At 33.2% G+C, this 24,762-nt stretch carries 23 protein-coding genes; 2 read left to right on the top strand and 21 right to left on the bottom strand.

Translation table 11 applies throughout. From position 1 onward, the window contains the following. Positions 1–121: 121 nt before the first annotated feature. The gene (locus tag IR213_RS06505) at positions 122–1,165 is read right to left on the bottom strand and encodes an N-acetylneuraminate synthase family protein (protein ID WP_194311497.1); all 1,044 of its coding nucleotides are present in this window, start codon (positions 1,163–1,165) and stop codon (positions 122–124) included. Positions 1,166–1,913: 748 nt separating this feature from the next. After that, a complete protein-coding gene (locus IR213_RS06500) occupies positions 1,914–2,618 on the bottom strand; it encodes an acylneuraminate cytidylyltransferase family protein (protein ID WP_194311496.1) in 705 nt (234 codons plus the stop codon). Positions 2,619–3,061: 443 nt separating this feature from the next. Here IR213_RS06500 and IR213_RS06495 point away from each other — a divergent pair, with 443 nt between their 5' ends. Next, complete coding sequence (locus IR213_RS06495; RefSeq protein ID WP_194311495.1) at positions 3,062–3,445, top strand: HU family DNA-binding protein; 384 nt, start codon at positions 3,062–3,064, stop codon at positions 3,443–3,445. A 690-nt stretch (positions 3,446–4,135) separates the two neighbouring features. Here IR213_RS06495 and IR213_RS06490 read toward each other — a convergent pair. From IR213_RS06490 to IR213_RS06400, 19 genes are all read right to left on the bottom strand, one after another. After that, positions 4,136–4,519 (bottom strand): HU family DNA-binding protein, encoded by a 384-nt coding sequence (locus tag IR213_RS06490; protein WP_194311494.1) that lies wholly within the window; start codon positions 4,517–4,519, stop codon positions 4,136–4,138. 378 nt (positions 4,520–4,897) lie between these two features. Beyond that, positions 4,898–5,809: a glycosyltransferase family 2 protein gene (locus IR213_RS06485; protein ID WP_194311493.1), complete on the bottom strand. Its 912-nt coding sequence runs from the start codon at positions 5,807–5,809 to the stop codon at positions 4,898–4,900. Positions 5,810–5,814: 5 nt separating this feature from the next. After that, positions 5,815–6,825: a glycosyltransferase family A protein gene (locus IR213_RS06480; RefSeq protein ID WP_194311492.1), complete on the bottom strand. Its 1,011-nt coding sequence runs from the start codon at positions 6,823–6,825 to the stop codon at positions 5,815–5,817. Then, positions 6,826–7,767: a glycosyltransferase family 2 protein gene (locus IR213_RS06475; protein WP_194311491.1), complete on the bottom strand. Its 942-nt coding sequence runs from the start codon at positions 7,765–7,767 to the stop codon at positions 6,826–6,828. It abuts the gene before it with no gap. Beyond that, positions 7,768–8,901 (bottom strand): glycosyltransferase, encoded by a 1,134-nt coding sequence (locus IR213_RS06470; RefSeq protein ID WP_194311490.1) that lies wholly within the window; start codon positions 8,899–8,901, stop codon positions 7,768–7,770. 1 nt (position 8,902) lies between these two features. Then, entirely contained in the window at positions 8,903–9,844 is a 942-nt protein-coding gene (locus IR213_RS06465; RefSeq protein WP_194311489.1) for a glycosyltransferase family 2 protein, read from the bottom strand. 2 nt (positions 9,845–9,846) lie between these two features. Continuing rightward, a complete protein-coding gene (locus IR213_RS06460; protein WP_194311488.1) occupies positions 9,847–10,734 on the bottom strand; it encodes an FkbM family methyltransferase in 888 nt (295 codons plus the stop codon). A 133-nt stretch (positions 10,735–10,867) separates the two neighbouring features. Continuing rightward, the gene (locus tag IR213_RS06455) at positions 10,868–11,773 is read right to left on the bottom strand and encodes a glycosyltransferase family 2 protein (protein WP_194311487.1); all 906 of its coding nucleotides are present in this window, start codon (positions 11,771–11,773) and stop codon (positions 10,868–10,870) included. Further along, complete coding sequence (locus IR213_RS06450) at positions 11,773–12,615, bottom strand: glycosyltransferase family 2 protein (protein WP_194311486.1); 843 nt, start codon at positions 12,613–12,615, stop codon at positions 11,773–11,775. Before IR213_RS06450 ends, IR213_RS06455 begins: the two co-directional genes overlap by 1 nt. A gap of 1 nt (position 12,616) precedes the next feature. Continuing rightward, positions 12,617–13,399, bottom strand: a complete 783-nt coding sequence (locus IR213_RS06445) for a glycosyltransferase family 2 protein (RefSeq protein WP_194311485.1) — start codon at positions 13,397–13,399, stop codon at positions 12,617–12,619. 14 nt (positions 13,400–13,413) lie between these two features. Next, positions 13,414–14,559 (bottom strand): glycosyltransferase family 4 protein, encoded by a 1,146-nt coding sequence (locus tag IR213_RS06440; RefSeq protein ID WP_194311484.1) that lies wholly within the window; start codon positions 14,557–14,559, stop codon positions 13,414–13,416. After that, the gene (locus IR213_RS06435; protein WP_194311483.1) at positions 14,538–15,431 is read right to left on the bottom strand and encodes an NAD-dependent epimerase/dehydratase family protein; all 894 of its coding nucleotides are present in this window, start codon (positions 15,429–15,431) and stop codon (positions 14,538–14,540) included. The genes IR213_RS06440 and IR213_RS06435 overlap by 22 nt, the downstream gene beginning before the upstream one ends. Next, a complete protein-coding gene (locus tag IR213_RS06430) occupies positions 15,428–16,330 on the bottom strand; it encodes a methyltransferase domain-containing protein (RefSeq protein ID WP_194311482.1) in 903 nt (300 codons plus the stop codon). Before IR213_RS06430 ends, IR213_RS06435 begins: the two co-directional genes overlap by 4 nt. 3 nt (positions 16,331–16,333) lie before the next feature. Beyond that, positions 16,334–17,596, bottom strand: a complete 1,263-nt coding sequence (locus IR213_RS06425) for an ABC transporter ATP-binding protein (protein WP_194311481.1) — start codon at positions 17,594–17,596, stop codon at positions 16,334–16,336. Between the two features lie 83 nt (positions 17,597–17,679). After that, the gene (locus IR213_RS06420) at positions 17,680–17,826 is read right to left on the bottom strand and encodes a hypothetical protein (RefSeq protein WP_194311480.1); all 147 of its coding nucleotides are present in this window, start codon (positions 17,824–17,826) and stop codon (positions 17,680–17,682) included. Positions 17,827–18,295: 469 nt separating this feature from the next. Beyond that, entirely contained in the window at positions 18,296–19,384 is a 1,089-nt protein-coding gene (locus IR213_RS06415; RefSeq protein WP_194311479.1) for a Fic family protein, read from the bottom strand. A gap of 533 nt (positions 19,385–19,917) precedes the next feature. Beyond that, positions 19,918–21,108 carry an ATP-binding protein gene (locus IR213_RS06410; RefSeq protein ID WP_194311478.1) on the bottom strand — a complete coding sequence of 397 codons (1,191 nt, stop codon included), beginning with the start codon at positions 21,106–21,108 and terminating at the stop codon, positions 19,918–19,920. Positions 21,109–21,310: 202 nt separating this feature from the next. Continuing rightward, positions 21,311–22,180 carry an ABC transporter permease gene (locus IR213_RS06405; protein ID WP_194311477.1) on the bottom strand — a complete coding sequence of 290 codons (870 nt, stop codon included), beginning with the start codon at positions 22,178–22,180 and terminating at the stop codon, positions 21,311–21,313. Positions 22,181–23,176: 996 nt separating this feature from the next. Further along, positions 23,177–23,575, bottom strand: coding sequence for an endonuclease domain-containing protein (locus tag IR213_RS06400; RefSeq protein WP_194311476.1), 399 nt, complete (start codon positions 23,573–23,575; stop codon positions 23,177–23,179). A 424-nt stretch (positions 23,576–23,999) separates the two neighbouring features. On the opposite strand from IR213_RS06400, the gene IR213_RS06395 reads away from it, so the two are divergent. Continuing rightward, on the top strand, positions 24,000–24,740 hold the full coding sequence (locus IR213_RS06395; protein ID WP_194311475.1) for a tyrosine-protein phosphatase: 741 nt from the start codon (positions 24,000–24,002) through the stop codon (positions 24,738–24,740). Positions 24,741–24,762 lie beyond the last annotated feature (22 nt).

Genomic DNA, 24,762 nt, shown 5'->3' with positions numbered 1-24,762 from the left:
TTTAAATAACCCCTTTAATTATAGATTCGCAATTATTTACACTCCTAGCTTCCCTCTTGAAATCGAAGAATCAACGATTCCAAAACTAAAACTAAATTAGAGTTATAGGGTTGGGGGTGTGTTATTTAAAGTCCTCCCACCCCAACTGCTCATCATTTGCCACATCCCTGATGGCTATTTTACCCAAAACACCTTCAAAATGCTCCGCCAATATCTCCCCGGTTCCAGGACGTTTTACCCAAATATTTTCTTTTGTAAATAGTTCTCCTTTTTTTATTGGAGCAATGGTACAAACTGTAGCAAAAGCAAAATCAATGGTAACTTGCTCTTCTTGGGCAGGCTCTTTCGTACCACCACGCATTTGCCAGATTTCATTGGAACTGACAATTAATGCTGCAGTAGCTTGTTCGTCCATACTGCACACAATATCCGGACCAGTTCGCTCCAGATGGTCTGTAAAATGGCGTTCTAAGATACTTGCCCCTAAAGCCACTGCACCCAAACAGGCATTGTTGTTCAGGGTATGATCACTCAACCCGAAAACTTTATTAGGGAACGCTTCATGCATGGCTGTCATGGCTCCCAATCGTACCAAAGAAATAGGTGTTGGATACAAATTAGTAGTGTGTAACAAGGCAACGGGAATTTTATGTTCGTCAAAAACAGCTACCGCTTTACGTATGCTTTCAATGGTATTCATCCCAGTACTTAAAATAATGGGTTTGCCAAAAGAAGCAATATGTTCCAGTAAGGGATAATTGTTGCATTCTCCGGAACCAATTTTATAGGCAGGAATATCAAAACTTTGCAATCGATTGGCGGCAGCACGGGAAAAAGGGGTAGATATGAAAATCATCCCTTTAGTCTCGACATAGTTTTTTAATTCCAGTTCATCAACTTCATTGAGCGCACAACGCTCCATAATTTCATAAATTGAAACATCGGAGTTGCCCGGAATTACCTTTTTGGCGGCACCACTCATTTCATCTGCTACAATATGGGTTTGGTGTTTGACCACTTCCACTCCTGCTCTGTGTGCTGCATCGACCATTTCTTTGGCGACCTTTAAAGAGCCTTCATGATTAATGCCGATTTCGGCAATGACCAAAGGTGGAAAATCAAGTCCTATTTTTCTTCCGGCTATTTCTATGTATGGATTTTTCATCTTTTTTATATTCAAATTTTAAGGACACATCCCTAACCTCCCGTTCAAAAAAAGGGACAAGTTCTATAACTCCAGTTTATATTTGTTTTGGAGTCGTTGAATCTCCGATTTCAAGAGGGAATATGATTCAGTATTTAGGTAATTTGTTTGTTTTAATTGCCATTTTACACACCCCTAGCCCCTCTCGAGAGGGGAATAAAACCCTGCTATCATTCGTGTTTTATCGTTAAACAATAAATCCAATCTGTACATATATAATTGACACACCCCTAGCCCCTCTCGAGAGGGGAATAAAACCCTGCTATCATTCGTGTTTTGTCGTTAAACAATAAATCCAATCTGTACATGTATAATTGACACACCCCTAGCCCCTCTCAAGAGGGGAATAATGCCCTGCTATCATTCGTGTTTTGTCGTTAAACAATAAATCCAATCTGTACATATATAATTGACACACCCCTAGCCCCTCTCAAGAGGGGAATAAAACCCTGCTATCATTAGTGTTTTGTCATTAAACAATAAATCCAATCTGTACATGTATAATTGACGGCACTCCTAACTCCCCTCTCGAGAGGGGAATAATGCCCTGCTATCATTAGTGTTTTGTCGTTAAACAATAAATCTAATCTGTACATGTATAATTGACACACCCCTAGCCCCTCTCAAGAGGGGAATAAAACCCTGCTATCATTCGTGTTTTGTCGTTAAACAATAAATCTAATCTGTACATATATAATTGACGGCACTCCTAACTCCCCTCTTGAGAGGGGTTGGGGGTGTGTTGTTTCTTGAAAGAAAATTTATCCCATAAATATTCCGCATAATCCAAATCGTCTTGAGTATCTATATCAACATTGGCAAAATTCGAATTTACTTCCAAAGGATAGGCCGTTTCTGAAATAATGATTTCTTGTAAAATCAAAGGAGCTTTGCTAATATACAATAATCCATTTTCAAAATACAAAGGGTCTAAATCTTGACTGCGTTGCCCAATTTCATAATTGAAAGGAATAAAGGTATTGTCATTTATTTTACCCAACTTATGATGGCTCCTGCTTACGGTAAATAAGCTGTCGAAATTTCCTTTTTGATAAACCTCAAAAGCATCTTTTAATAATTTTTCTTCTCGCAGTGGATTGGTGGGTTGTAATAAAATTACATTTTCCACTTCAAAATCCAAGCTTTCTAAAACGTGTCTCAAAGCCGAAACAGTAGGCTCCAAATCCCCAGACAAATATTCAGGTCTATCAATCACTTGAACTCCATATTCAAGAGCTATTTTCTTAATCGTTTCATCATCCGTGGAAACATAGATTTCGTCAATAATGGCTTTGTTTTTCTGGGCATATAAAATACTGTGCACTATTAAGGGAACTCCTCCCAAAGACAAAATATTCTTGTTGGGCAATCGCTTGGATCCTCCGCGAGCGGGAATTATGGCTATAGTTTTCATTTTAATTTTTGCTGATGGTAAAAATACTTATTTTTCTGAAGAGCTATGAATTTATTTTTAAAATTGAGTGTCAAAATCATAATACCAAAGTTTTGGGATATACTAAATTTTATATTCAGCTCGCTATTTTAAAAAACAGGCTTTGTTTGTAACTACTGTTTATTTTAATAAAAAAACTTGTTTTTTAAATAAAAAGTTTTCTGATTTTTAAGTTCGTCAGGACGAATTAAAATCACATTTACTAAGTTGTTAATTTTCAACATTTTATATATTATATAAAAAAAACCATGTAATCTTACATTTGTTAAAAACTCAAGCCAATTGTGAATAAGTTTGGCTATTATATAAAGCTAAGCGATTGTATATTTGTAAATGTCAGTTAGATACTATTAATCCGTATACTAAGGCAAATAATTAAATACAAAATTAATACGCTAGAAACTATGGCTGTTAAGTACAAAGTTCTTCCTAGAAAGAACCCTCGGGACACCACTGCTCCCGAAAAATTTTATGCCGCTGCAATCGCAGACGGTGATGTCGATTTGGATAGACTCGCAGAGTTGATTTCCTACCAATGCACAGTCACGGCCACTGACTGTTATGCCGTTTTGCTCTCTTTGGAGCATAACATCATTGGAGAATTGGGGCAAGGTCGAATTGTTAAACTGGGTAGACTAGGTAATTTTCAGGTGGGCATTAGTTCAGAAGGAAAAGATACCGCAACCGAAGTTTCATCGACTAACATTGTCAAGAGTCGCATACTTTTCCGTCCAGGAAAAAATTTGCGCACTATGTTGAATGGATTATCATTCAAAAAAGCTGGTTAGGACCCCGTAATCAGTAGTAACTGATTATTGTAAGACCTCGAGTAATTACAGTTACTCGGGGTCTTTTTTTTTAGTTTTTTAACAAAAATACCCTTCATTTCGTCCTGACAAGACTTTTGCCCCAGCTTGACGAGACTTTTATTCCGTCTTGACCAGATGATTTTTTCACATTGACTTTCTGAAAATGGATTAAAAGCACAAAAAAATATAAAAAAATTTGGTTTTTTAAACATCAAAAGACAATTTTAGCTTAAAAAAATGGCTTCGGATTACAAATAGAGCTTATATTTATCATAAAATTCTTAAATAATCATCCTTTTTATCCATCTAAAACCATAAAAAAAGCCCAAAAATAACTGGTAGGACCCCGTTTTCTTGAGCAAGTTAATTATTGTAAGACCTCGAGCAATTACAGTTACTCGTTAACAATGGTTAAAAATAAAATTAATTTTCCTCATGAACAAATTTTTGTTCATAAACTGTGACAAGTTTTTATTTTTTTTAATACGATTCCAGGGTACCGTTGCCGTATTTCAAATTATTTAAATTTTTATGAAGCCAACGTATTGCCATAGTTCCCCAAGCTACCCTAAAAAAAGACAGTCGTATTCAAGTACCAAAAACTAATCAAAGTGGCAGTTTTGAAAGCAATCAAACATCGTTTCAAATGATTACACTTGTAGGTAGATTTTACTTTATTCTTTTGTAAGTCAACTGACCGAGAGTTTCATTCATATTTGGGGAAGGATTGTATATTATCTTAGCCCCTGTAATTTCGGCTTTGGTTGAATCCTCTGGGCTGTCAACTCCTTTTCCATGAATGTTAATTTTAAAAGAACCCAGTGTCATAATATGAACCACACGCCCCATAGCCAATGATTCTTCGATCTCTTTTGTCAATGACATGACAATCCTGTAGCAATCTGCTTTACTGATATTTGAATTTAAGGCTATTCTCTTCGACAGACTATCTAAGTCATCCATACCCTCATGAATTGCACAAGGATAGTATTTTTCGGTAGGTGGAGTTACCAAAGATTGCTTTTTTAGAACCATTTTATAAGATATTGACATAATGTGATGGAGTTACATTTATACAGTAATTTCGCAAATACAAAGCTATCGAAAAAGGCCATTAAAAACGGATATTACAAATAATAATTTAATCAGTACTTAGCAATTTTTATTTGCATCTCGCTTATTATTTTAATTTAGTTTAGAAACCTAACAATTATAAACTACCTGAAAATTGAAGTCAAAATGCAGCAATCAAAAAACGATATCAACAAATAGTTTCTCTCTTTTTAGCCCATCAACATTGATAACTATGGGGTTATTTATTTTTATTCAACCTATTAAATACCTTATTTACAATGATATAACAGCGTAAATAAAAAAAACCGCACAAATTGAAAACGTAATTTTCAATTTGTGCGGTTTAAAATGTAATACCTATTTCCCCGGTTGCCAATAAATTTTAGCTTCAGGAAGTTGGCTGTACTCAATATATTCTTTCAATGTCAACCGATTACTATTTTTCAGGATTCTTGGAATATTTAAAACTAAATCAAACAAGGCCAAAAGTATCGCTTGCAAGGCTTTAAAATCGCCTTTGAAAACTTTAAGCTTGAATTGCATCCAAAGCGAATACGCCATTTTTCTTGGGATAACAGCAATGGGATAAAATAAGAAAAACAAATACCAACCCGAACGTAAAGAACGTCGCAACCGAATCGTATAATCTGCATCCTTTCTTCGAGATCTCACGTCTACTCGATGATGTACCAAGACTTCAGGAAGGTAATGGATTTGCCAGTTCTTTTTGAATAAATGATAGGAAGCAAAGTTTTCTTCACCATAAAAAACAAACCATTCAGGATAATTGGGTAGGGTTCGCCAAGTTTTCATCCTCCAGACATGGGCACAACCCACAAAATCTTGGACTCGATGGGGTTTTTCGTTAGAGAATTTGGAAAAAGGTTCTTGGAGTCCCCAGAAAATGCGCAAAGCTAGCAAACCACAATGGGCATTTTCCTCAAAATGGTTGCGGATGATTTCCAATGCATTCTCGGTAAGAAAATGAGCATCATCATCTAAAGAAATGGCATAATCAGCCTTAGTTTCATTGAGCATTTTGTTCCTGCAAAAAATATAGCCTTTGGAAACGGCATTGCTGCGCAGTTGAATTTTGGGAAAGTTTTTTTTTACATAAGCATAAGTACCATCAGTAGAACCATCATCGAAAACTACGCATTCCACACTATTGTCTTTTAAAAGATATTTGATTTTATCCAAAGTAAAAGCCAAATCGGTTTTTCGATTTTTAGTAGTGATGAGGAAAGAAAAAGTATTTTTATTTTTCATAATATTTAATACTTTTCAATCATTTCTTTCGGTAATTTTTTCCATTTTAGAAATAAATTGACTAACCACTTTATGGAAATAAATTTTATAAAAAGCCTGTTTTTTATAAAGTAACTAGCACTAATTAGACTAGTATTTTTATTAAAATTAGAACTTAGGAATTGTCCATCGTAATTTTGCTTAGTATCTGTTTTCATCCACTCCTCATAAGTATTCCCCATATGATAGGCATAGTTATCATTAGTAGTAACTCGCCAATATCCTTTTTTAAGAGGTGCCCCATCTAAATACTTTTCACTATTTCCTCCTAATTTGTAACCTAAATAAGATGGAATTTCTTCAAAAATATCCTTTTTGTAGGTTGCTACAAAATGACCTGAACCAATTAAAACTTTAAAATCTTTGTTTATTTCTAGACCTAAATTATATTCTAAATAGTCTTGATTATAATTCCTGTCCCAGCCAATACTATCATAAAACCGGATTAAAGCACTTGGATTTAGAACTGGAAGAAATTTTAAATTTGGATTAAAAAAATTATCAAAAAGTACATTCCCACAATTACTTTCATACATTTTAAATTGAGGAACTATTCCCACCACACCCACTTTGGGTAATTGTTGAAAAACATTAGTCGTTTCCCTTTGCCAATTGGGTTGGAACAGAACATCTGCATCTGTAATGGTAACCAGTTCTATAGTGTTACCAACTAAACCTTTCAGAATGGCGTTTAGTTTGCCAATATTTTGGTTATGAATCACTTCGTGAATTCTGTTTTTCTTCAACAATTCATCCAAATATTCCTTCACGAAATATCCACTCCCATTATTGACTATTGTGATAAACGTTTTAGAGTGTACAGTTGAGAATACGGATTCTAAACATAGTTGAAATATTTTAAAACTATCCTTAAAATAATCTTCTTCATTTGGAATGTAAACAGGAATGATGACCTGATGTAAATACCCAGATGCTGATTGTGGTTTGTCTTTATGTGGATTGAAGCCTACTCGCATTTAATATTTAAAAATGTTTTTTAATCTTAAATTGACTCTTTTTTTTAATTTATCAAGTTTGAACAAAAAATTATCTCTCTTTTTTTGATTGAAAAAAAACAACTTATTTTCTTTGATTAATATTGGATAGGTTCTTTTTAATTCATTGTAAACGGCCCATTTCTTTTTATCTAAATATTTAGAATTTGATGCATTGTATTTTGTATTGTACAATATTTCAATAATTTTCCAACTGTTTAAAAGACTGTTTGCTTTTTGAAAGGAATTGAGCATACTTAAATTATCCCCTGTATTTTGTCTGTGACGTACAAAAGTATCATTATTAAAAAGAATTTTATTGGAGTTGTGAATTATCCTGAAAAAAAATTCCCCATCGTCATTTAAAGTCAAATTCTCATTCCAATGCCCTGAAAAATCAATTAATTCTTTACTTATTAAAAAACTTTCTGGCGGATAGTATCCTCCAAACTCACTAATTACACCAAAATATTCTTCAGGATTATTAAAATCACGAAAATCTTTTCTGTCCGAATCAAAAATAACTGCATCCTTTTTTTCTTTAAAATTACTGGTTATACAAACAGAAATTACTTTTTTATCCTCATTTTTTAAAGTGTAAATCTGTTTTTCTAATTTATCATCTGATAAAATATCATCTGAATCTAAAAACTGAATGTATTCTCCTCTTGCTATTTGGAGTCCTAAATTTCTTGAAACACTAGCCCCTCTCCTAAATTCTTCAGGTTTAGAAATTATTATAAATCGTCCATCTTTCTTTGAATATTCTCTGAGAAAGGTATTTGTTCCATCAGTCGATCGATCATCGATAACGATACACTCCCAGTTGGCGTAGGTCTGACCTAAAACACTATCGAGTGCTTCGCTCAAAAGGCCCTCACGATTGAATGATGGGATGATTATGGAAACTAAAGAATGATTCATTTACAGCAAATTATAGATATTACATATTGAATTCCCAACCTTTTCATAATTATAATCTTCAATTGCTTTAAAATGGTTAGTTTTTGCAAAATCGGCATAGATTTGTTTATTTTTTACAAGTTTTAAAATTTTTTCAGCAATTTCATCTGAATTTTCAGGATTGTCAATCAATTCACCAAAATATCTTTTACCGATAAGTTCAGAGGTCGCATTACCTGGATTAGACTGTAAAGGAATTGCCCCCAACAATAATGACTCCAACAATGTATTTGGCAGTCCGTCTGAATAATTATTTCCAATATATAAAAATGCTTTGCCAAAATAATTAAAAAGTTCTGATTGATTGATTCTTTCCAACATTTTAATCTTCGCTTTTATTTCTGAATGTGCTTCAATAAATTCAATTGTTTGATTGCTAATTGAAAATATATAAATTTCGTAATCATCTAACAAATGCATTATTTTTTTTATTGCTTTTAATACAAAAATTGCCCTCCCTGTTTCACTATGATTACCCTTGATTAAAATTAACTTTCTAGATTCAATATCTTGAAAATAGGCTCCAATATCTTTTATATTGTATCCACCTCCACCTGGAACAACTCCAAGAAACAAACCTTTGAAACCATATTGTGTTGCTAAATTGAAATCTCTTTCACAGTCAGTTATTAAAAAATCAACCTGCTGTAGAACTTCCCTTATTTTTTGAATATCACTTTTTAAAACTTGATGTCTAAAAATATCACTACCCCAACAAGAATAAATCCATTTGATATCTGGAAATTTTTTCATTGTTTTTAATACTGAAAATGAACAATAATGCAATTCAAAACTATGAACAACATCAGGTTGTATTTCTAAAATTATCTTTTCCAAAGCTTCATTTGTTGTTACTTCAAATATGGGCTTGACTTTTTCGTAAACTTCTGGTAACTTTTTACTTAAAAAATACTCTCCTCGTATATATGGTAACTTTCGCTTTTCCCAATCTACAAACTGTTTTACATTATCAAAAGTATCTAGTTTTCCTCTACTTAACACATCGAACCAGTACAAATCAAGAGAAGTATCTTTCAGATTTTCTAGCCAACGAATGACATGAATAGAAGGCATAGAAATAAATAGTATTTTCATATTAATTCAAAAATTTATAACCTTTCCTAAAAATACTAAATATTATGAAACTAAATAACGTTTTCAAAATTCCGGCGAAATCAAAAAGTTTTACTTGTGAAAATAAAAGTTTTTTTAAAAAATACCGTCTTTGAACGTTTCCTTGTACCATAACGTCTCTTAATATATACTTATAACGATCTTTGATGTATGTTTGTACAACAAATAAATTCACATTCTTATTTCCTTTTATTAATTTCAAATGTTTTTCTCTGGCTCTAAATTCGGATTTAATTTCTTCAAAATTGAGTTTGTTTATTTCTTGTGATAAAGAACTAGCGTGTATCCTATATTTAATTAATACTTCATCTACAAGTGCTATTTTTGGTGCTTGGTATAACATTCGTAAATTAAAATCCCAATCATCTAAATTAGTTAAAGTTTCGTCAAATAATTCAACTTGTTTTATAAGAAATACTTTATTCCACATAGGAGGCGAAACATAAAATTGGATTTTACCTAACAAATAATCTTCTATTAAATTGTTTGAAACTATTGTGCTTTCTTTGGTTATGATTTCTTTATCAAAGTCAAAATAAACCAACTTGCAAACACTCATATCAGCTTGCTTTGAAATTGAACATATTTGTTTTTCTAAGAAACAAGATAACATTATATCATCGCTATCAAACCAATTTATAAATTTACCTTTACTTAATTCATATCCAAAATTTCGACAAGAATTAGGTCCTTTTTGCCGGCCTTTTGGTCTCAAATGATATTGAAAACGACTTTCGTTTTTAATGTATTTATTTATTATTTCTACCGTATTATCAGTACTGTCGTCATCAACAATGATACATTCCCAATTAGTATATGTTTGAGCTACAATACTGTCCAGCGTTTCGCTAATCAAGTGTGCTCGATTGTAAGTGGGAATAATAATAGATACTAATGGACTCATAATTATTCTTTTTTGAAAGCATAAATCATCCCAGAAATCGGGCTAAATACTCGTGAAATTATGATAAAATTATAATTAATCAATACTTCTTCAATCATCTTAGGTCCTTTATCATGCCATTCAATTAATAGCATGTCAATTATATTCAACAAATTTTCACTGCTTAATTTCTCTATAATTTCATATTCAGCTCCTTCGCAATCAATTTTGAAAACTATTTTTTGATTTAGATGCTGGCCTAATAATTCCGGAAGTATTTCCTCAACTGCTTTAATTTCAATTTCAATTTCTTTAGAATTATCGATATCTATACTGGGACTTAAACCTAACCGTATCCCACAATTACCTTTCGCTTGAGAATTATATAAAACCTTCTCCATTCTTGTTGAACCACCTAATCCAAAATTAAAAGTTTCTATTTTATTAGAATTTTTAGTATTTAATCCTAAATTATAAAGTGCTTGATTATAAGTTGTTAAAACGGGTTCAAAAGAATAAATTTTATCAATGTTTTTATTCAAAGAAAAAAACAAGGAGCTAATACCGATATTCATTCCAATATCAAAGACAACAAATTTGTTATCAGCTAAAAAATTATAATCTTTTTCTACAAAAACTTCTTTTACAATATAGAATTCTTCTGGTGATTCTAAATAAAGTTTTAAGTTTTCAATTTCAATAATTACCCCTTGTTTATGTGATTTTATAATAATAGTAGGGTAATGGTCTTTTATTTTATTATAGTAACTAATAGCTCTAAAGGTTAAATTATTATAATCCTTATCAATGCCATAAGATTTAACTAAATCCATTAATTCTTTTTTCCTTTTCGATTCATTAGAAATTCTATATCCAAATTTTCTAAATAACTGATAAATATACTTCTTCATTGATTATTATATTATATTAAATTGATAAATTGATACTAAAATTATAAATATTTATAATTACTGAAAAAAAAAATATGAAAAATGTTAAATAATTATAATTTTGAAAGATTATTTATCAGATATTCCTTCGGCTTCATTCGTAAATTAACGCAACAAAAAATCTTCTTAAAAATTTCATAAAATCTAAAAATTTAAAATTCATTGTGTAATGATACAGTAAAGCACCCCATTCACTCCATTTCAATTTTCTATTTTTTTTTATTGCACTTTCATAATAAAATAACAAATCTATTCTCTGATTTTTACTAAATAAACAGAGTTTATTTAAGATACTTTTCTTAATAAAATCAACGGATACCAGATTTTTTAAATTTAGATTTCCACTACTTCCAGAAATACTAGTTTCAGAAAATCGAACAAATATATCACTTTCATTAATGGTGTAAATAGGCTTATAATCAGGGAAATCTAACCAAGCGGCATCATCACTATGCCAAGCCAATGGATAATCATAAAACCCATATTTCAAAAAAGATTTTTTAGAAAAAACATATTCTGACATCGTACTTCTTGTCAGCCCCTTAAACCTTCTATAGTAAGCATCCGGTGCTATTTCCCACAAAGGATGAGTAAAGGAATCACTAATAATTCCATTCAATTTCATATTAACAGATCGTGAAGCAAACCTGATAACATTAGATTTTTCATCAAACTCACCATAATGTTTATACCACGAAGCAACAACATTATCACTCAAATAATCATCATCACCTAAGATCATAATCCACTCCTCTTCAATAGACAATGCAATACAACGCTCCCATTGTTTCACTAGAGATGTTCCTCCAAAATTATTTTCAAACCGATGATACTCAAAATCAAATTTTCCTTTATACTGTTCTAATAAATTCTTAGGATTTTCTGGACTCGCATCATCACCAATATAAACTTTAAATCGCTGATCTGTTTGATTGGCTAGCGACAGTAACGTTTCTTCAAAAAAAATGAGTTTGTAATAGGGAATTACTATAGCCAGCATTACTGTTTTTTTATTTTATACAATCCAAATACAGAAAAACCAAAAAAAGTAGTACAAAAAACATCTATTACAAATTTCTCGCTTTTTAAGTTTTCAGAACATTTTTTATTAGCTTCTATCACTTCATTGAGCTCAAGAAAAGACCCCAATTGTTTAACAAAGAAATCCACATGTTTAATACACATATATTCATTCATCATTTTTGTCATTTTCCCATCTAATTGTTTTTGTCTTGAAACTTTTTTTACCCGATAATAGAATTCTACTGTATCTAAACGAAAAACATTTCCTCCGTCTTTTAAAATTGCGATCCAAAATTCCCAGTCCTCAATGCCATATATCATATTTACATCATACCCACCTACCAACTCCCAATCCTTTTTCCTATATATTGCAGAGCAAAAAATCATATTAAATCGTGCCAAATTTTGAATTGAAAATGACGGTAAGTACCATAATCCAGTCTTATCACCAAAATATTCGGCTTTACTGTACACTAGTTTTAAAGTAGAATTGCGCCTAAATACCCTTACTGCTGAATTAATATAAGTTCTCCCAATCCTATCATCTGCATCTAAAGGCAAGATAAACTCACCAATTGCATAACATATACCCAAATTTCTGGTACTGCTTACTCCTCCATTTTTTTTAAAAAAATATTGAAATCTCACATCTTTTTGCACCCATTTTTGAGCAACTTCCTCTGTATTGTCTGAACTGCCATCATTTACAATAATACATTCCCAATTTTGATAAGTTTGGTCTAATACCGATTGTAAAGCCTCATCCAAGTATTGGGCTTGATTGTAACATGGAACAATTATAGAAACTATAGCATTCATTTTAAAATTTATTTAATATTCCGAACTTCACTAATATTTTAATTTTTCTTGATTTTCTGAGATTTGAGATAATAGTTTTTAATTCAAATAATTCATCTCTATCTTGAATGAATGCTTGGAAATCTGATTTTAAAAAATTCTGCTTTTCCTCAAAAATCAAAACTTTATTTTGAGGGTCTGAACTTAAGCCATCCAAATAAAAAGTAGATAAAGTTTCATCTATTCTTAGATACGAGCAATTAAATTTACATATACTTTCTATAAAAAATTTCCAATCGGAAACAATTTTTAAACTTTCATCATACAACCCAATTTTATCAAATAACGAAGCTTTGATAAAAGTTGCAGGATGAGGCAAAGTATCGTTTATGAAATATGAAAATAACAATTCATCTGGATATTTTTTAATGAATGTTTCCGTTGTGCCAATTACTTGAAGATCGAAATAAATTAAATCATTATTCACTATTAAATTATAATTTTCTTGTAGTACCGTTTGAGAAAAAAAACAATCCCCACTATTCAAAAACAACAAATATTCGCCAGTAGCCTTTAGAATGCCTTTGTTCATGGCATTATAAATTCCGTTGTCTTGCTCAGTTACCCAATAATCAATATTCTCACTTTGACTTTCAATATAAGCTGCACTGCCATCCGTAGAACCACCATCAATAACGATATATTCAAACTCTTTCCAAGTTTGGTTCAAAACACTCTCAATGGTTCGTTGAAGTCCTTCGAGGTTGTTGTAGTTGATGGTTATTATGGATAGCTTTTTGTTCATTATCAAAGATAATCTTAGTTATTATTTATTAGTGATTTCAAATTTAAAGCAAACTTTTTGATATTTGCCGAATAGTCCAAATCATATCTTAATTTGTGTACCGGATTCTCCATTACTTCAACTATTTTATTTGCCAATTCATTATAATTATTTGGTGAAAAATAATATCCTTTGTCGCTTAATTGTTCCTGATGAACTGCTAAATTGGAAACAATTAAGGTTTGACCCAATGCTTTCGCGTCTTCTACAACGGTACTCCAACCTTCAAATAACGAGGGTTGAATTATGGCTTGTGCATTTTTCATTAGCACTAACTGGTCAATTCTATCAATAAAACCTAAAAACAAGATTTCATTTTCTAGTCCATACTCATTTACTTTTTGTTTCAAATCATTAGTATAGTCAGGATTCCTGTAATCGTGTTCTTTGCCAGTGAAAATAATTTTCACCCCAATTCCCTTGTCTTTCAGTATTTTTGCCGCTTCCAATATGGCTGTCTGATTTTTATGTTGCCAAAACTGATTGGGCGAAAAAAAATAATTTTCTTCAATACCGTACTTTAATTTTACTTCTCCAATATCGTTTGATTTCAAATCTGGATGAACAACTGCAAATTGTAAAACCTTTTTTTTGTTCTTTGCATCAGGAAAAAAAATATTAAAATCATTTAAAGCGGACTGACTGCTAAAAACGATAGGATAGTTGGAAACTACCATATTTTCATAATACGATTGTCGATTCATTACCTCTTCCTGCGAAAAAAAATTTGGCAAGTATTTTTCCTGAAAATCTGGTATCCAAAAAATTAATTCTTTAATATGTTTCAAATCTAATGGAATTCCGTAAAGAGGAAAAACCCAATCCAGCTTAATCTTTTTTACAATCCATTTCTTTTTAAAAAGTTTTTGAGAAACTCTATTAACAAACCGTTCTATTTTGTTGCATTGCGGTTTATATTGAATAAATTTCAATTTAGGATAACCCGTCACTTTTTGTAATTCTTGAAAATGAAACTTATCCTTGGTCAAAACATACAATTGAATTTGTTCCTTTTCTGGGAGATAATTCAAGGAACGAATTAAATTTTGGATATAATAAGCGCCTCCAATCCAATTTTCATCGAAGCTGTATATAATTCCTACTCGTTTTCCCTTAGCCATTCAGCATATTTTTTAAGTCCCAAAGATAAATTATATTGGCGTTTAAAGCCATACCTTTTGAGGTTTCCCATATCGGCAAGCCAATTGTTGGGATCACCCACTTTGACTTCTCCAGTAAAAATGACTTTTTTCTTGGGAGAAAATTCATTTAGGAAAATTTGTGCAGCTTCGGCTATTGTAGTTTCGACCTGACTGCCAACATTGTAAATAGAACCTTGAAAGGGGGAATGCTGGATCACCAAATCCATAATTTGCATCAAATCATCGATATATATAAAATCACGGGTTTCGTTGCCTGTACCAAAAAGTGAAACCTCATCTCCTTGATTGGCCTTTTGATACAAATCCCAAAACAACTGCTTTTTTAATCGGGGCCCGTAAGCCGAAAAAACACGCAAACTACAAGTATTCAACCCAAAGAACTTGTGGTATTCCGTGAGCAACAACTCGCTTTGCAATTTATGAAAACCATAAGGAGACAAAGGCTTGCAACCACTATTTTCTATAATGGGTAATACTTTTGGATTCCCATAAACGGCCGCACTCGAAAAATTGATCAACTTACAATCACTATTATAATCCCTGATAGCTACCAATATTTTTTGAACATTGACCACATTCAATTCAAAGTCCTTGGTAGGGTTTTCGAAAGAGAAACCCACATGGGCAGAACCCGAAGCATTGATACAGATATCAAATTGATTTTCTTTGAAAGGTGCCGAGAAATCAGAATTTAGCCGTTTTATTTTATAAAAATTGCTTTCTGAAGATTCGTTTACATCAGCCTGAAAAACCTCGAATCCCTTTGCCGTAAAATAATCTACGCAATGACTGCCGATAAATCCTTTGGAACCTATGATTAAGATTTTCATTTTGTTTGAATAAATTTCATACAGCAAATAGCTCTACTATGAGCTGCAAAATCATCCTTTTTTCCTATTTGAGTATGAGGATTAAATGACTCCGCATCATTACACTCCTGTTGAGAAGCAATAATCCATCCTTTTGCTAAATATTTAAAAAAAGTTAATTCACAACATCCTAAATCTTTCATTTTATCAATTATTCTAGCTACCATCTCATCATCAAACTGTTGAAAGAATCCATGGTTTTCAAATTTTCCGTAAGGAAAGGTTAACAATAACTGACCATTGGTTTTTAAAACTCTCAATAATTCTTCAATAACTTTTAAATACTCATAACTCTTGTTTGTAACAAGTTCCAAAGTTGATTTCAAATCATACCCATACATTGAATTATCCATATCAATATGTTCAATGGTCGATTGGCAAACGATTTCTTCGAAAAAATTATCTCTAAAAGGTAAATCTCTTAAATCGCCATAGACATAAGATATTTTTTTTTGATTGTAACTCTTGCTTTCAGGAAAGAAAGTATAAATATATTTGTCTTTATTTTCGATTAATTCATTGTTCAATAAATAGTCAAAATTGAATGTTGATCCCGCATCCAAAAAAATAGTTTTTCCTTTTTTAAGGTTAGCAAAAATCCACGGGTATTCTACAATTCTTTCATCTAAACGATAACCATAATTAACAGGTACTTTTTTCTTGATAAATTTTTCTAATACAGCTGCACTATAAACACTAGCAATAATTGATTCTTCTTTATGACTTACGTATCCTTCCGACCAAGGAATCTGTCCGTTTTCTAAGAAAATATTAGCAATTTGCTTTTGTTTCTGCAATTTTGCTTCAACTTCTTTTTTTGAAAAATAAGAGAAAGCTTTTACTATAATCTTTTTAAACATTTTTTATTTAATTAAGTTCCAATTGCAATCAATTAATACACAGCCATAATCTGCACTTCCATAAATATGAAAATCAGTACCAGTTTCCAAAATCTCAAAAGACAAACATTCTTCTCGGTAATCAATCAATTCGACATTGGGAATATGCATCCCGAAGGTAAGTTTTAGTTTGCTAGGCACTAAAAACTGCTTTGGTAATTTTGCTTCAAACTGATGCAAACCAGCTTTATCTATTTCAGATGCTAATTTAATTTCAGAAGTAAATATTATTCTTTCATTCCTGTCTAAAACTCTAAAACTCAAATAAGATTTCAGGTGTTCTTCAGATACTTTCACTTTTATCTTGATGGCAATAGGTTCGTCAAATCCAAACTCGGTTCTAATGGCATCGTTTTTATCCACAAGAGCAAGACTCACAAATCCGGATTCAACAACAACTTCATTTACATAATGCCCTATATAACCATCGTACTGGTTAGACTGTAAATAATACTCTATCCCTTCATTAGTATTGCCTTCAAAAACTACAGCACCATATTCAAGAACGATAGTTTTACTACACAATTGTTTAACCGCCGCCATATTATGACTCACAAACAAAACCGTTCTGCCTCCAGTACGAGAAATATCCTGCATCTTGCCAATCGCTTTTTTCTGGAACTCAGCATCTCCCACGGCCAGTACCTCATCAATTACCAAAATCTCAGGTTCAAGAAAAGCCGCTACGGCAAAAGCCAGTCGCACCGTCATTCCGCTAGAGTAGCGTTTTACGGGGGTATCTATGTAGCGTTCACAACCAGAGAATTCAATGATTTCATCTATCTTAGAGGCAATTTCTTTTTTGGTCATGCCCAAAATGGCGCCGTTCAAAAAGATATTTTCGCGTCCCGTCATTTCGCCGTTAAATCCTGTACCTACTTCCAGCAAAGAAGCAATACGCCCTCGGGACTTGATGCTGCCCGTGGTAGGCGCTGTAACCTTGGATAATATTTTTAAGAGGGTAGATTTCCCCGCTCCGTTTTTGCCTATAATGCCCAAAACTTCGCCACGCTCTACTTCAAAATTAATGTCTTGCAATGCCCATACATAATCACTTTCGCCTTTGGTACTGCGGTCATTGGTATCGCCTATTTTGAGATAGGGATTTTCCTTGCCGCGCACCTGGTGCCACCAGCGGTTCAGGTCATGACTGAGCGTGCCCGTTCCTACCTGCCCAAGACGGTATTGTTTAGAGATGTTTTCGGCTTTTAAGATAATGTCTTTCAAGAGAAGGTTAATTGGTTAATCGTTTATTTGGTTATTTGATGAAGCGTGAATGGTGAAACTATTTACTTCTCGCTTCTCACTATTTAAGGTTTTATTCTTACTATTTTGTCTTCTTTAAGAATTACTAACTCGCTATTCATTTTCTTTTTGAATTCAATCAGCTTTTCATAAACTTTGTCCATTCCTTCAATTATTTTAGTTTGATTGGGAGTTCTTTTATAGGTTTTCATAGTATTGATTTTTCAATTTATTGAACTTGAGCTCGTTCAAAATAGTAATTTCAGACTCTAATGTTTTTTCTGCGATTATATAAAGATTTTTATTCATTGTTACAAAGGTAATCAAATCTATGTTTTATGGACAGGTATGGCGTTGGCGATGTTTTCGGCTTTTAAGATAATGTCTTTCAAGAGAAGGTTAATTGGTTATGGGGTTAATCGTTTAAACAGTTAATCGATTAAACTATTTTTGCCACGAAGGCGCTAAAGGACAAAGTTATTTTTTTTTTGTCACTTCACAAGTGAGATGCTGTTTTTTTTGGATGCAGATGAACACGGATTCGCTAAAGCGAAGTCACAGATATTCCTGATAGCCATCGGGACGGATTTCTTTACCATATTAGGCACCTGAGGTTTGAGGTGTTGGGTGTTGGGTATGAGTTAAACGGTTAAACAATAAAACAGTTAAACGATTAAGCGATTAAACAATAAGCAAATGATAAGAAATCCCTCTACCACTTCCTTCTTTTTCCAAGATACCTTTAGCCATCAAATCTTGAATATCCCTTAGAGCAGTATCCGTTGAGACTTTAGTAATTTTGGCATATTTAGAAACGGTAAGCTTGCCAAAAAAATCCTCCAAAAGTAGCTGCAGTATTTTTTGTTGACGCGGGTTAAAATCAGTAGTACGATGCGTTTCCCAAAATTGGGCACGCTTTAAAATGGCTGCAATAGTTTCATCGGTCTGTCTCATCGAATGCAACAAGCAATCCAAAAACCATTTCAACCAATCTGTGGTATCCAAATCCCCTTTTTGGGTAGTTTCCAATATGTCGTAATAGGTGCTGCGCTCTGCTTGAATCTGAGTCGACATCGAATAAAAGCGTTGTTTGCTTTGGTCGGCCCGGGCCAATTGCATATCGGTTATAGCTCGTGTTATACGTCCATTTCCGTCTTCAAAGGGATGTATCGTAACAAACCACAAATGAGCAAAAGCGGCTTTTAATACTGGATCTATATCTTGATTGGCATTGAACCACTTTAAAAAAACAATCATTGCTATGGGCACCTGATCTGCGCTTGGGGCTTCAAAATGAATCCTTTCTTTACCCATTGGACCTGAAGTTACCTGTATGGCATCGCCTCGCCAAGCAGCGGTCTTTATTTTATGCATTCCACTATGCCCTGTTGGAAAAAGGGAAGCATGCCATCCAAACAAACGTTCCTCACTTAAAGGTGCATCATATTGTTGTGTAGCGTCTAAAAGCATTTCTACAACACCTTCAACCTTGCGTTCTGCAGGAACAGCACCAGCAATTTCAATTCCCAAACGTCTTGCAATAGAGGAACGTACCTGTTCGGGATTCAATTGTTCTCCCTCAATTTCACTCGACTTAACCACATCCAAAGTCAATGTATTCAGCACAGTTTCTTCTTGCAAACGAAAACCAAGTCCTTGCATCACTCCAAGAATTTTGCCCTGACGATGTCTGACTTCTCCAAGTAAAGGAGTAATCAGGTCCGCATCCCAAGTGAATTTTGGCCAATTCTTTTTTTGATGAATATACATATACGCCGCATTTTTGCGGTAAATATAACCATTATTTACCGTAAATAAAAAACTATGCGGTGATTATTTCAATTTATAACCGCATTTTTGCGGTAAAAATAAAGTTTAATCACCACATGAAGATAAAAAATAGAGGGATTATGAGTTGTGGGTTGTAGGCACAGAAATTGATATTACCATTGAAATTGATATTGATATTTTTTATCAGTTAAACGATTAACCAGTTAACCCATAACGAACAACGGATAACGATTAAACCGTTAACTCAAACCTTGAGCTCTGCTCGAACAAGCGAAGCAAACCGATAACTGATAACCAACAACAGACAAACCAACCTAAACTGTATCGATAAAACTCTTCTCGGTCTTATTAAAAATCAACACTCCAACAAAAAACAATAAGGCACAAAGTTTTTTTTCTTATATGAATCATACATGCCTTATGTGGTTTAATTTTTTTTTACCATAAAGTGGTAGGTTATGTGTTAAACAGTGAAACCCAACCATTCGTGGTTTGTTAACCCTTAAGGCAAATTAATACAAAAAACCAAACAACCACAAGGGAATATTTATATCAGTTCCTATCTCGATATGATCTTTTACAATAAATGCATTCTTACTATCTTTAATTTGCTTTTGCTTTTTATTTCTACCTCCCAATTCAAATTCATATACACCAGCAACTTTAAAATCGGCACTTTGTGAAGCAAAAACAGTGTTCTTATAGTTGAGTTGGTTAAAAAAGAAGGTTTCTCTTAGGTTTCCTTTATCGACTTCTTTGACCAAATTAAACATTAAATTAGGGTTATTCAAATAAATTTTTTCTGGTTTGCCTAAACTATTAATTCCTTTGTCTTCTACATACAAAAGCTGTAAAAGTTGTGCGTCATTCAAAAGATTTAAATAGTTTTTCATGGTATTGAGACTTATTCCCGTGCGTTCGCTTATGCTGTTCATATTAGGTTTGAAAGGCACTGAATTGCTAATGACTGCCAATAATTTTTTTAGCATTACAATATTAGAAACCTGAATGGAAGCATATTGCGGTATGTCGACTTCTAAAACTGTTAGTAAAATCTCGCTTAATTTTTGATGAAATGCTTTTTTATTTTCGATATAAAAAGGATAATAGCCATAATTCAAGTACTCATCAAAGTAATGTAAAGGTTTTATTTTTTGGGTAATAGCAATACTGATGGCTATATGATTGGCTACTATATCTTTTAGTGTATAAGTATCCAAATTTATCTTTGTTTCAAATTGAAGAAACTCCCTAAAAGACAAACCCGGCATAGAATAAACCACCACGCGCCTGCTTAAATCTGCTTTTGCCTGCTGTATATGAAGTAAAGAGGAACCCGTGAAAACTAATCTTAAATGGGGCATATCGTCATACATATTTTTTATTTCAATTGCCCAGTTTGGATATTTATGAACTTCATCGATAGCTATAAACAAGCCTCCTTTTTTATAAAAATCACTTACTAAATCGTATAAGGTGTTTTCAAGAAAATATAAATGGTCTAAACTTACATACAAAACACTTTTGTCTGGTTTAAAATTTAGCCGAATATACTGCAGCAGAAGCGTTGTTTTTCCTATACCTCTACTCCCTTTTATACCTATAAATCGATTGTCCCAATCAATAGTATGCATAAAGTCCCTCACTTGTTGCGTTTGCACAACTGCGTATTTTTCGTAAAATTGACTGTATAATCTTTGCATCTTTTACTTTTTGGCTAAAATAATAAAAAATATCAACACACTGATGTTTTTGTTATTATTTTACATCAATACATTGACATTTATTGCTTTTTTTTTGGATTGATTAAATAGTAGTTTGTTTAGCACTTGCAGATTGCAGGTTACAGATTGCAGGTAGCAGAAAACCCAACCCGAGAGCTCCGCTCGAACAGGCGAAGCAAACCTAAACTGTGTCGATAAAACTCTTCTCGGTCTTATTAAAAATCAACACGCCAACCAAAAACACAATGGCAGTCACGGCAAAAGTATAGCCCAATCCCAAAAAGGATATGTGTCCTATGCCCAACAACATATACCGGGTGGTCTCTATAATATACGCCAGTGGATTGTATTGCACCAGCCATCCGTAAGCAGGTAATTTTTCTTTGATTAATGCCATAGGATACATTACCGCCGAGAGGTACATTAGCAATTGCACTCCGAAGCCAATGAGATAAGTGAAATCCCGATACTTCGTCACCAGGGAGGAAATAATCATTCCCAGTCCGAGTCCTAAAATCCCCATCAGGGCTACCAGTAAAGGAAAAAACAATAAGGATTCGTTGATGGAAATGGCTGCTCCCTGCAAATAATAAAAGATATAAAAAGCCACGAAAATCATAAATTGAATTCCAAATTTCAACAAGTTGGAAATCACCACCGAAAGTGGCATGATGATCCGAGGAAAATAGACTTTGCCAAATATGGCCGCATTTTTCTTGAAGGTGTCCGAGGTATCATTAAGACAGGCCGTAAAATAATTCCATACCGTGATTCCGGCCAAATTAAACAAAAAGGGAGGTACGGTTCCGGTATCTATTCCCGCCACGGTATTGAAAATAATAGTAAACGTAATCGAAGTAAACAAGGGCTGAATCAGGTACCATAAAGGCCCCAAAATGGTTTGTTTGTATACGGTAACCACGTCTCTTTTTACAAACAGCAACAACAAATCTCGGTATTGCCAGACTTCTTTGAGGTTCAGCGAAAAGAATTTATTTTTGGGTGTTATCTCAAACAGCCAGTCATTTTCTATATTTTCTATTTTGTTCATTGGTATCGGCTATATGCACTCTTTTGAGCAAAGCGGTGAAACATTTTTTTATAAAATTATAGGGACACTATATGCTTCAGCGCAAATATAATAATTTATCGATTAGAACTGCGGGATAAAAATTTTGATTTTTGGATGATTATAAATGAGGAATGAAAATCAAAAAAAGTGGTTTTTAAAATTCCGGACATATACAGAGCCTCTCGTTCTAAAAACGGGACAAACTCCCTCAAGAGAGGAATTTGACTCTGTTAAAAGTACTATTAAGAATTAAATAAGACAAACAACACACCCCTAGCCCCTCTCAAGAGGGGAACAAAAAACTGCTAATAGTTACCTTTAGGATTAAACGGAATATTTTTATTTACACTAACGTAATCACTAGCACTCCTAACTCCCCTATTGAGAGGGGAACAGCATCTCGCTAATAGTTATCTTTAGGATTAAACTAAATAATTTCAATTATGGAAACGTATTTATTTGCACTCCTAACTCCCCTCTTGAGAGGGGCTGGGGGTGTGTAAATCTTTACAAAGGGACAAGTTCTATAACTCTAGTTTATATTTGTTTTGGAGTCGTTGAATCTTCGATTTCAAGAGAGGAACGGAAAACTGCTTTTAATAACTTTTACTATTAAACTAAATAACACACCCCTAGCCCCTCTCAAGAGGGGAATATAACCCTGCTAATAGTTACCTTTAGGATTAAACGGAATATTTTTATTTACACTAACGTAATCACTAGCACTCCTAACTCCCCTCTTGAGAGAGCTTGTCCCGTTTTTAGAACGGGAGGCTGGGGGTGTGTAAATCTTTACAAAGGGACAAGTTCTATAATTCTAGTTTATATTTGTTTTGGAGTCGTTGAATCTTCGATTTCAAGAGGGGAACAGAAAACTGCTAATAGTAGCCTTAAGAATTAAACTAAATGATTTCACTTATAAAAATGTATTTATTTGCACTCCTAACTCCCCTCTTGAGGGAGCTTATCCCGTTTTTAGAACGGGAGATCGGGGGTGTGTTTCTCATATTCAAAAATAAAAAACTCAATCGCCCTAATTACATTCTCCATATCTTTTAAAACTTGTTCATCACTAAATCGCAAAATAGTAATTTCCAATTCATTCATTCTCTTTTCATTAACCTCATCTCTATTATAAACTTCCAGAAATTCATGAGAATATCCATCCACTTCTATACCTAGCATCAATTCCTGACAAAAGAAATCTAATATATACAGATCAATCGGTTTTTGACGATGAAAATCATACCCATACATTTGTTTGCCTTTCAACTTTAACCAAATAAAAATCTCGGTTCTAGTGGAATCATTCCGAAGTTGGCGCGCAAACTCTTTTAGTCGTGGATTGTAAGGGATTATTTTTCTTTTAGCCATATAGCTTGTTTTGCCTTATTGAGGAATTAAAAGTAACTATTTTAACTTGTTTTATTAAATAAAATACCGCCTGCTTTAATCGTTGTTAAAACCTTGTTATTGAAGTAATCCAAGAACACACCCCTAGCCCCTCTCAAGAGGGGAACTGAACCCTGCTGATAATAATTTTTGGATTAATCTAAATAATTTTATCTACCCTAACTTAATTAGTTGCACTCCTAACTCCCCTCTTGAGAGGGGTAGGGGGTGTGTCAATCTTTACAACACAAGGTTGAGGGTGTGTTTCTCATATGAACTCAAATCCCTTATATGGTTTAATCTTTTTTTACCATATAAGTCATTAAAGAAAATATAAGGTTATGGGTTAACTAATTAAACAATTAACCCTATTAATCTCTAATTACAAATTAACTACCTTTGCAACATGCTGTCACTATTAAAATCAAAACCTGTTCTCAAAGATTTAATTCCGGATAATTATATCGACATCCATTCCCATCTTTTACCGGGAATAGACGATGGTGCCCAAAAATTTGAGGATACGTTGCGACTCACAAGGGCACTTCAAAGTTTTGGAACTTCACAATTCATTACCACACCCCACATTATAGAACATTTTTGGGATAATACCCCCGAGATTATTACCGAAAAAGAAGCAGGTGTCCTAAAGGAATTAAGCACACACCAAATTACCCTTCCCTTTCGGGCAGCCGCAGAATATATGATGGATGATTCCTTTGTGAGTCTTCTTCGATCCGGAAATCTCTTGACTCTCAAAAAAAATTATGTGCTGGTCGAAATGTCTTATATCAATCCGCCTATCCAATTGTATAGCATATTATTTGATCTACAGGTTGCAGGCTACATTCCAGTTTTGGCACACCCGGAACGCTATTTGTTTTATCACCAAAATTTGGAAGAATACAACAAACTAAAACGATCAGGCTGCCTGTTTCAGTTAAATTTGTTATCCGCAGTGGGCTATTACGGACTAACGGTGACTAAAATTGCCGAAAAATTACTCCAGAAAGGCATGTATAGTTTTGTGGGATCCGATGTGCATCATGACAACCACATTGCAGCCTTTGACCGAAAAGTAAAACTAAAAGACCTGCTACCCTTAACGGAGGCTATGGCAAACAATCAGTTTTTTAGACTCGAGTAGATTTGGCTATAACTAAAAAAGT

The organism is Flavobacterium soyangense, from assembly GCF_015277675.1.
GTDB classification, from domain to species: Bacteria; Bacteroidota; Bacteroidia; order Flavobacteriales; family Flavobacteriaceae; genus Flavobacterium; species Flavobacterium soyangense.
This window is presented reverse-complemented; position numbering and strand designations above follow the sequence as displayed.

Coding starts and splice junctions, on each gene's coding strand:
- IR213_RS06505 (WP_194311497.1), bottom strand. CDS start 1,165: ATGAAAAATCCATACATAGAAATAGCCGGAAGAAAAATAGGACTTGAT.
- IR213_RS06500 (WP_194311496.1), bottom strand. CDS start 2,618: ATGAAAACTATAGCCATAATTCCCGCTCGCGGAGGATCCAAGCGATTG.
- IR213_RS06495 (WP_194311495.1), top strand. CDS start 3,062: ATGGCTGTTAAGTACAAAGTTCTTCCTAGAAAGAACCCTCGGGACACC.
- IR213_RS06490 (WP_194311494.1), bottom strand. CDS start 4,519: ATGTCAATATCTTATAAAATGGTTCTAAAAAAGCAATCTTTGGTAACT.
- IR213_RS06485 (WP_194311493.1), bottom strand. CDS start 5,809: ATGAAAAATAAAAATACTTTTTCTTTCCTCATCACTACTAAAAATCGA.
- IR213_RS06480 (WP_194311492.1), bottom strand. CDS start 6,825: ATGCGAGTAGGCTTCAATCCACATAAAGACAAACCACAATCAGCATCT.
- IR213_RS06475 (WP_194311491.1), bottom strand. CDS start 7,767: ATGAATCATTCTTTAGTTTCCATAATCATCCCATCATTCAATCGTGAG.
- IR213_RS06470 (WP_194311490.1), bottom strand. CDS start 8,901: ATGAAAATACTATTTATTTCTATGCCTTCTATTCATGTCATTCGTTGG.
- IR213_RS06465 (WP_194311489.1), bottom strand. CDS start 9,844: ATGAGTCCATTAGTATCTATTATTATTCCCACTTACAATCGAGCACAC.
- IR213_RS06460 (WP_194311488.1), bottom strand. CDS start 10,734: ATGAAGAAGTATATTTATCAGTTATTTAGAAAATTTGGATATAGAATT.
- IR213_RS06455 (WP_194311487.1), bottom strand. CDS start 11,773: ATGCTGGCTATAGTAATTCCCTATTACAAACTCATTTTTTTTGAAGAA.
- IR213_RS06450 (WP_194311486.1), bottom strand. CDS start 12,615: ATGAATGCTATAGTTTCTATAATTGTTCCATGTTACAATCAAGCCCAA.
- IR213_RS06445 (WP_194311485.1), bottom strand. CDS start 13,399: ATGAACAAAAAGCTATCCATAATAACCATCAACTACAACAACCTCGAA.
- IR213_RS06440 (WP_194311484.1), bottom strand. CDS start 14,559: ATGGCTAAGGGAAAACGAGTAGGAATTATATACAGCTTCGATGAAAAT.
- IR213_RS06435 (WP_194311483.1), bottom strand. CDS start 15,431: ATGAAAATCTTAATCATAGGTTCCAAAGGATTTATCGGCAGTCATTGC.
- IR213_RS06430 (WP_194311482.1), bottom strand. CDS start 16,330: ATGTTTAAAAAGATTATAGTAAAAGCTTTCTCTTATTTTTCAAAAAAA.
- IR213_RS06420 (WP_194311480.1), bottom strand. CDS start 17,826: ATGAAAACCTATAAAAGAACTCCCAATCAAACTAAAATAATTGAAGGA.
- IR213_RS06415 (WP_194311479.1), bottom strand. CDS start 19,384: ATGTATATTCATCAAAAAAAGAATTGGCCAAAATTCACTTGGGATGCG.
- IR213_RS06410 (WP_194311478.1), bottom strand. CDS start 21,108: ATGCAAAGATTATACAGTCAATTTTACGAAAAATACGCAGTTGTGCAA.
- IR213_RS06405 (WP_194311477.1), bottom strand. CDS start 22,180: ATGAACAAAATAGAAAATATAGAAAATGACTGGCTGTTTGAGATAACA.
- IR213_RS06400 (WP_194311476.1), bottom strand. CDS start 23,575: ATGGCTAAAAGAAAAATAATCCCTTACAATCCACGACTAAAAGAGTTT.
- IR213_RS06395 (WP_194311475.1), top strand. CDS start 24,000: ATGCTGTCACTATTAAAATCAAAACCTGTTCTCAAAGATTTAATTCCG.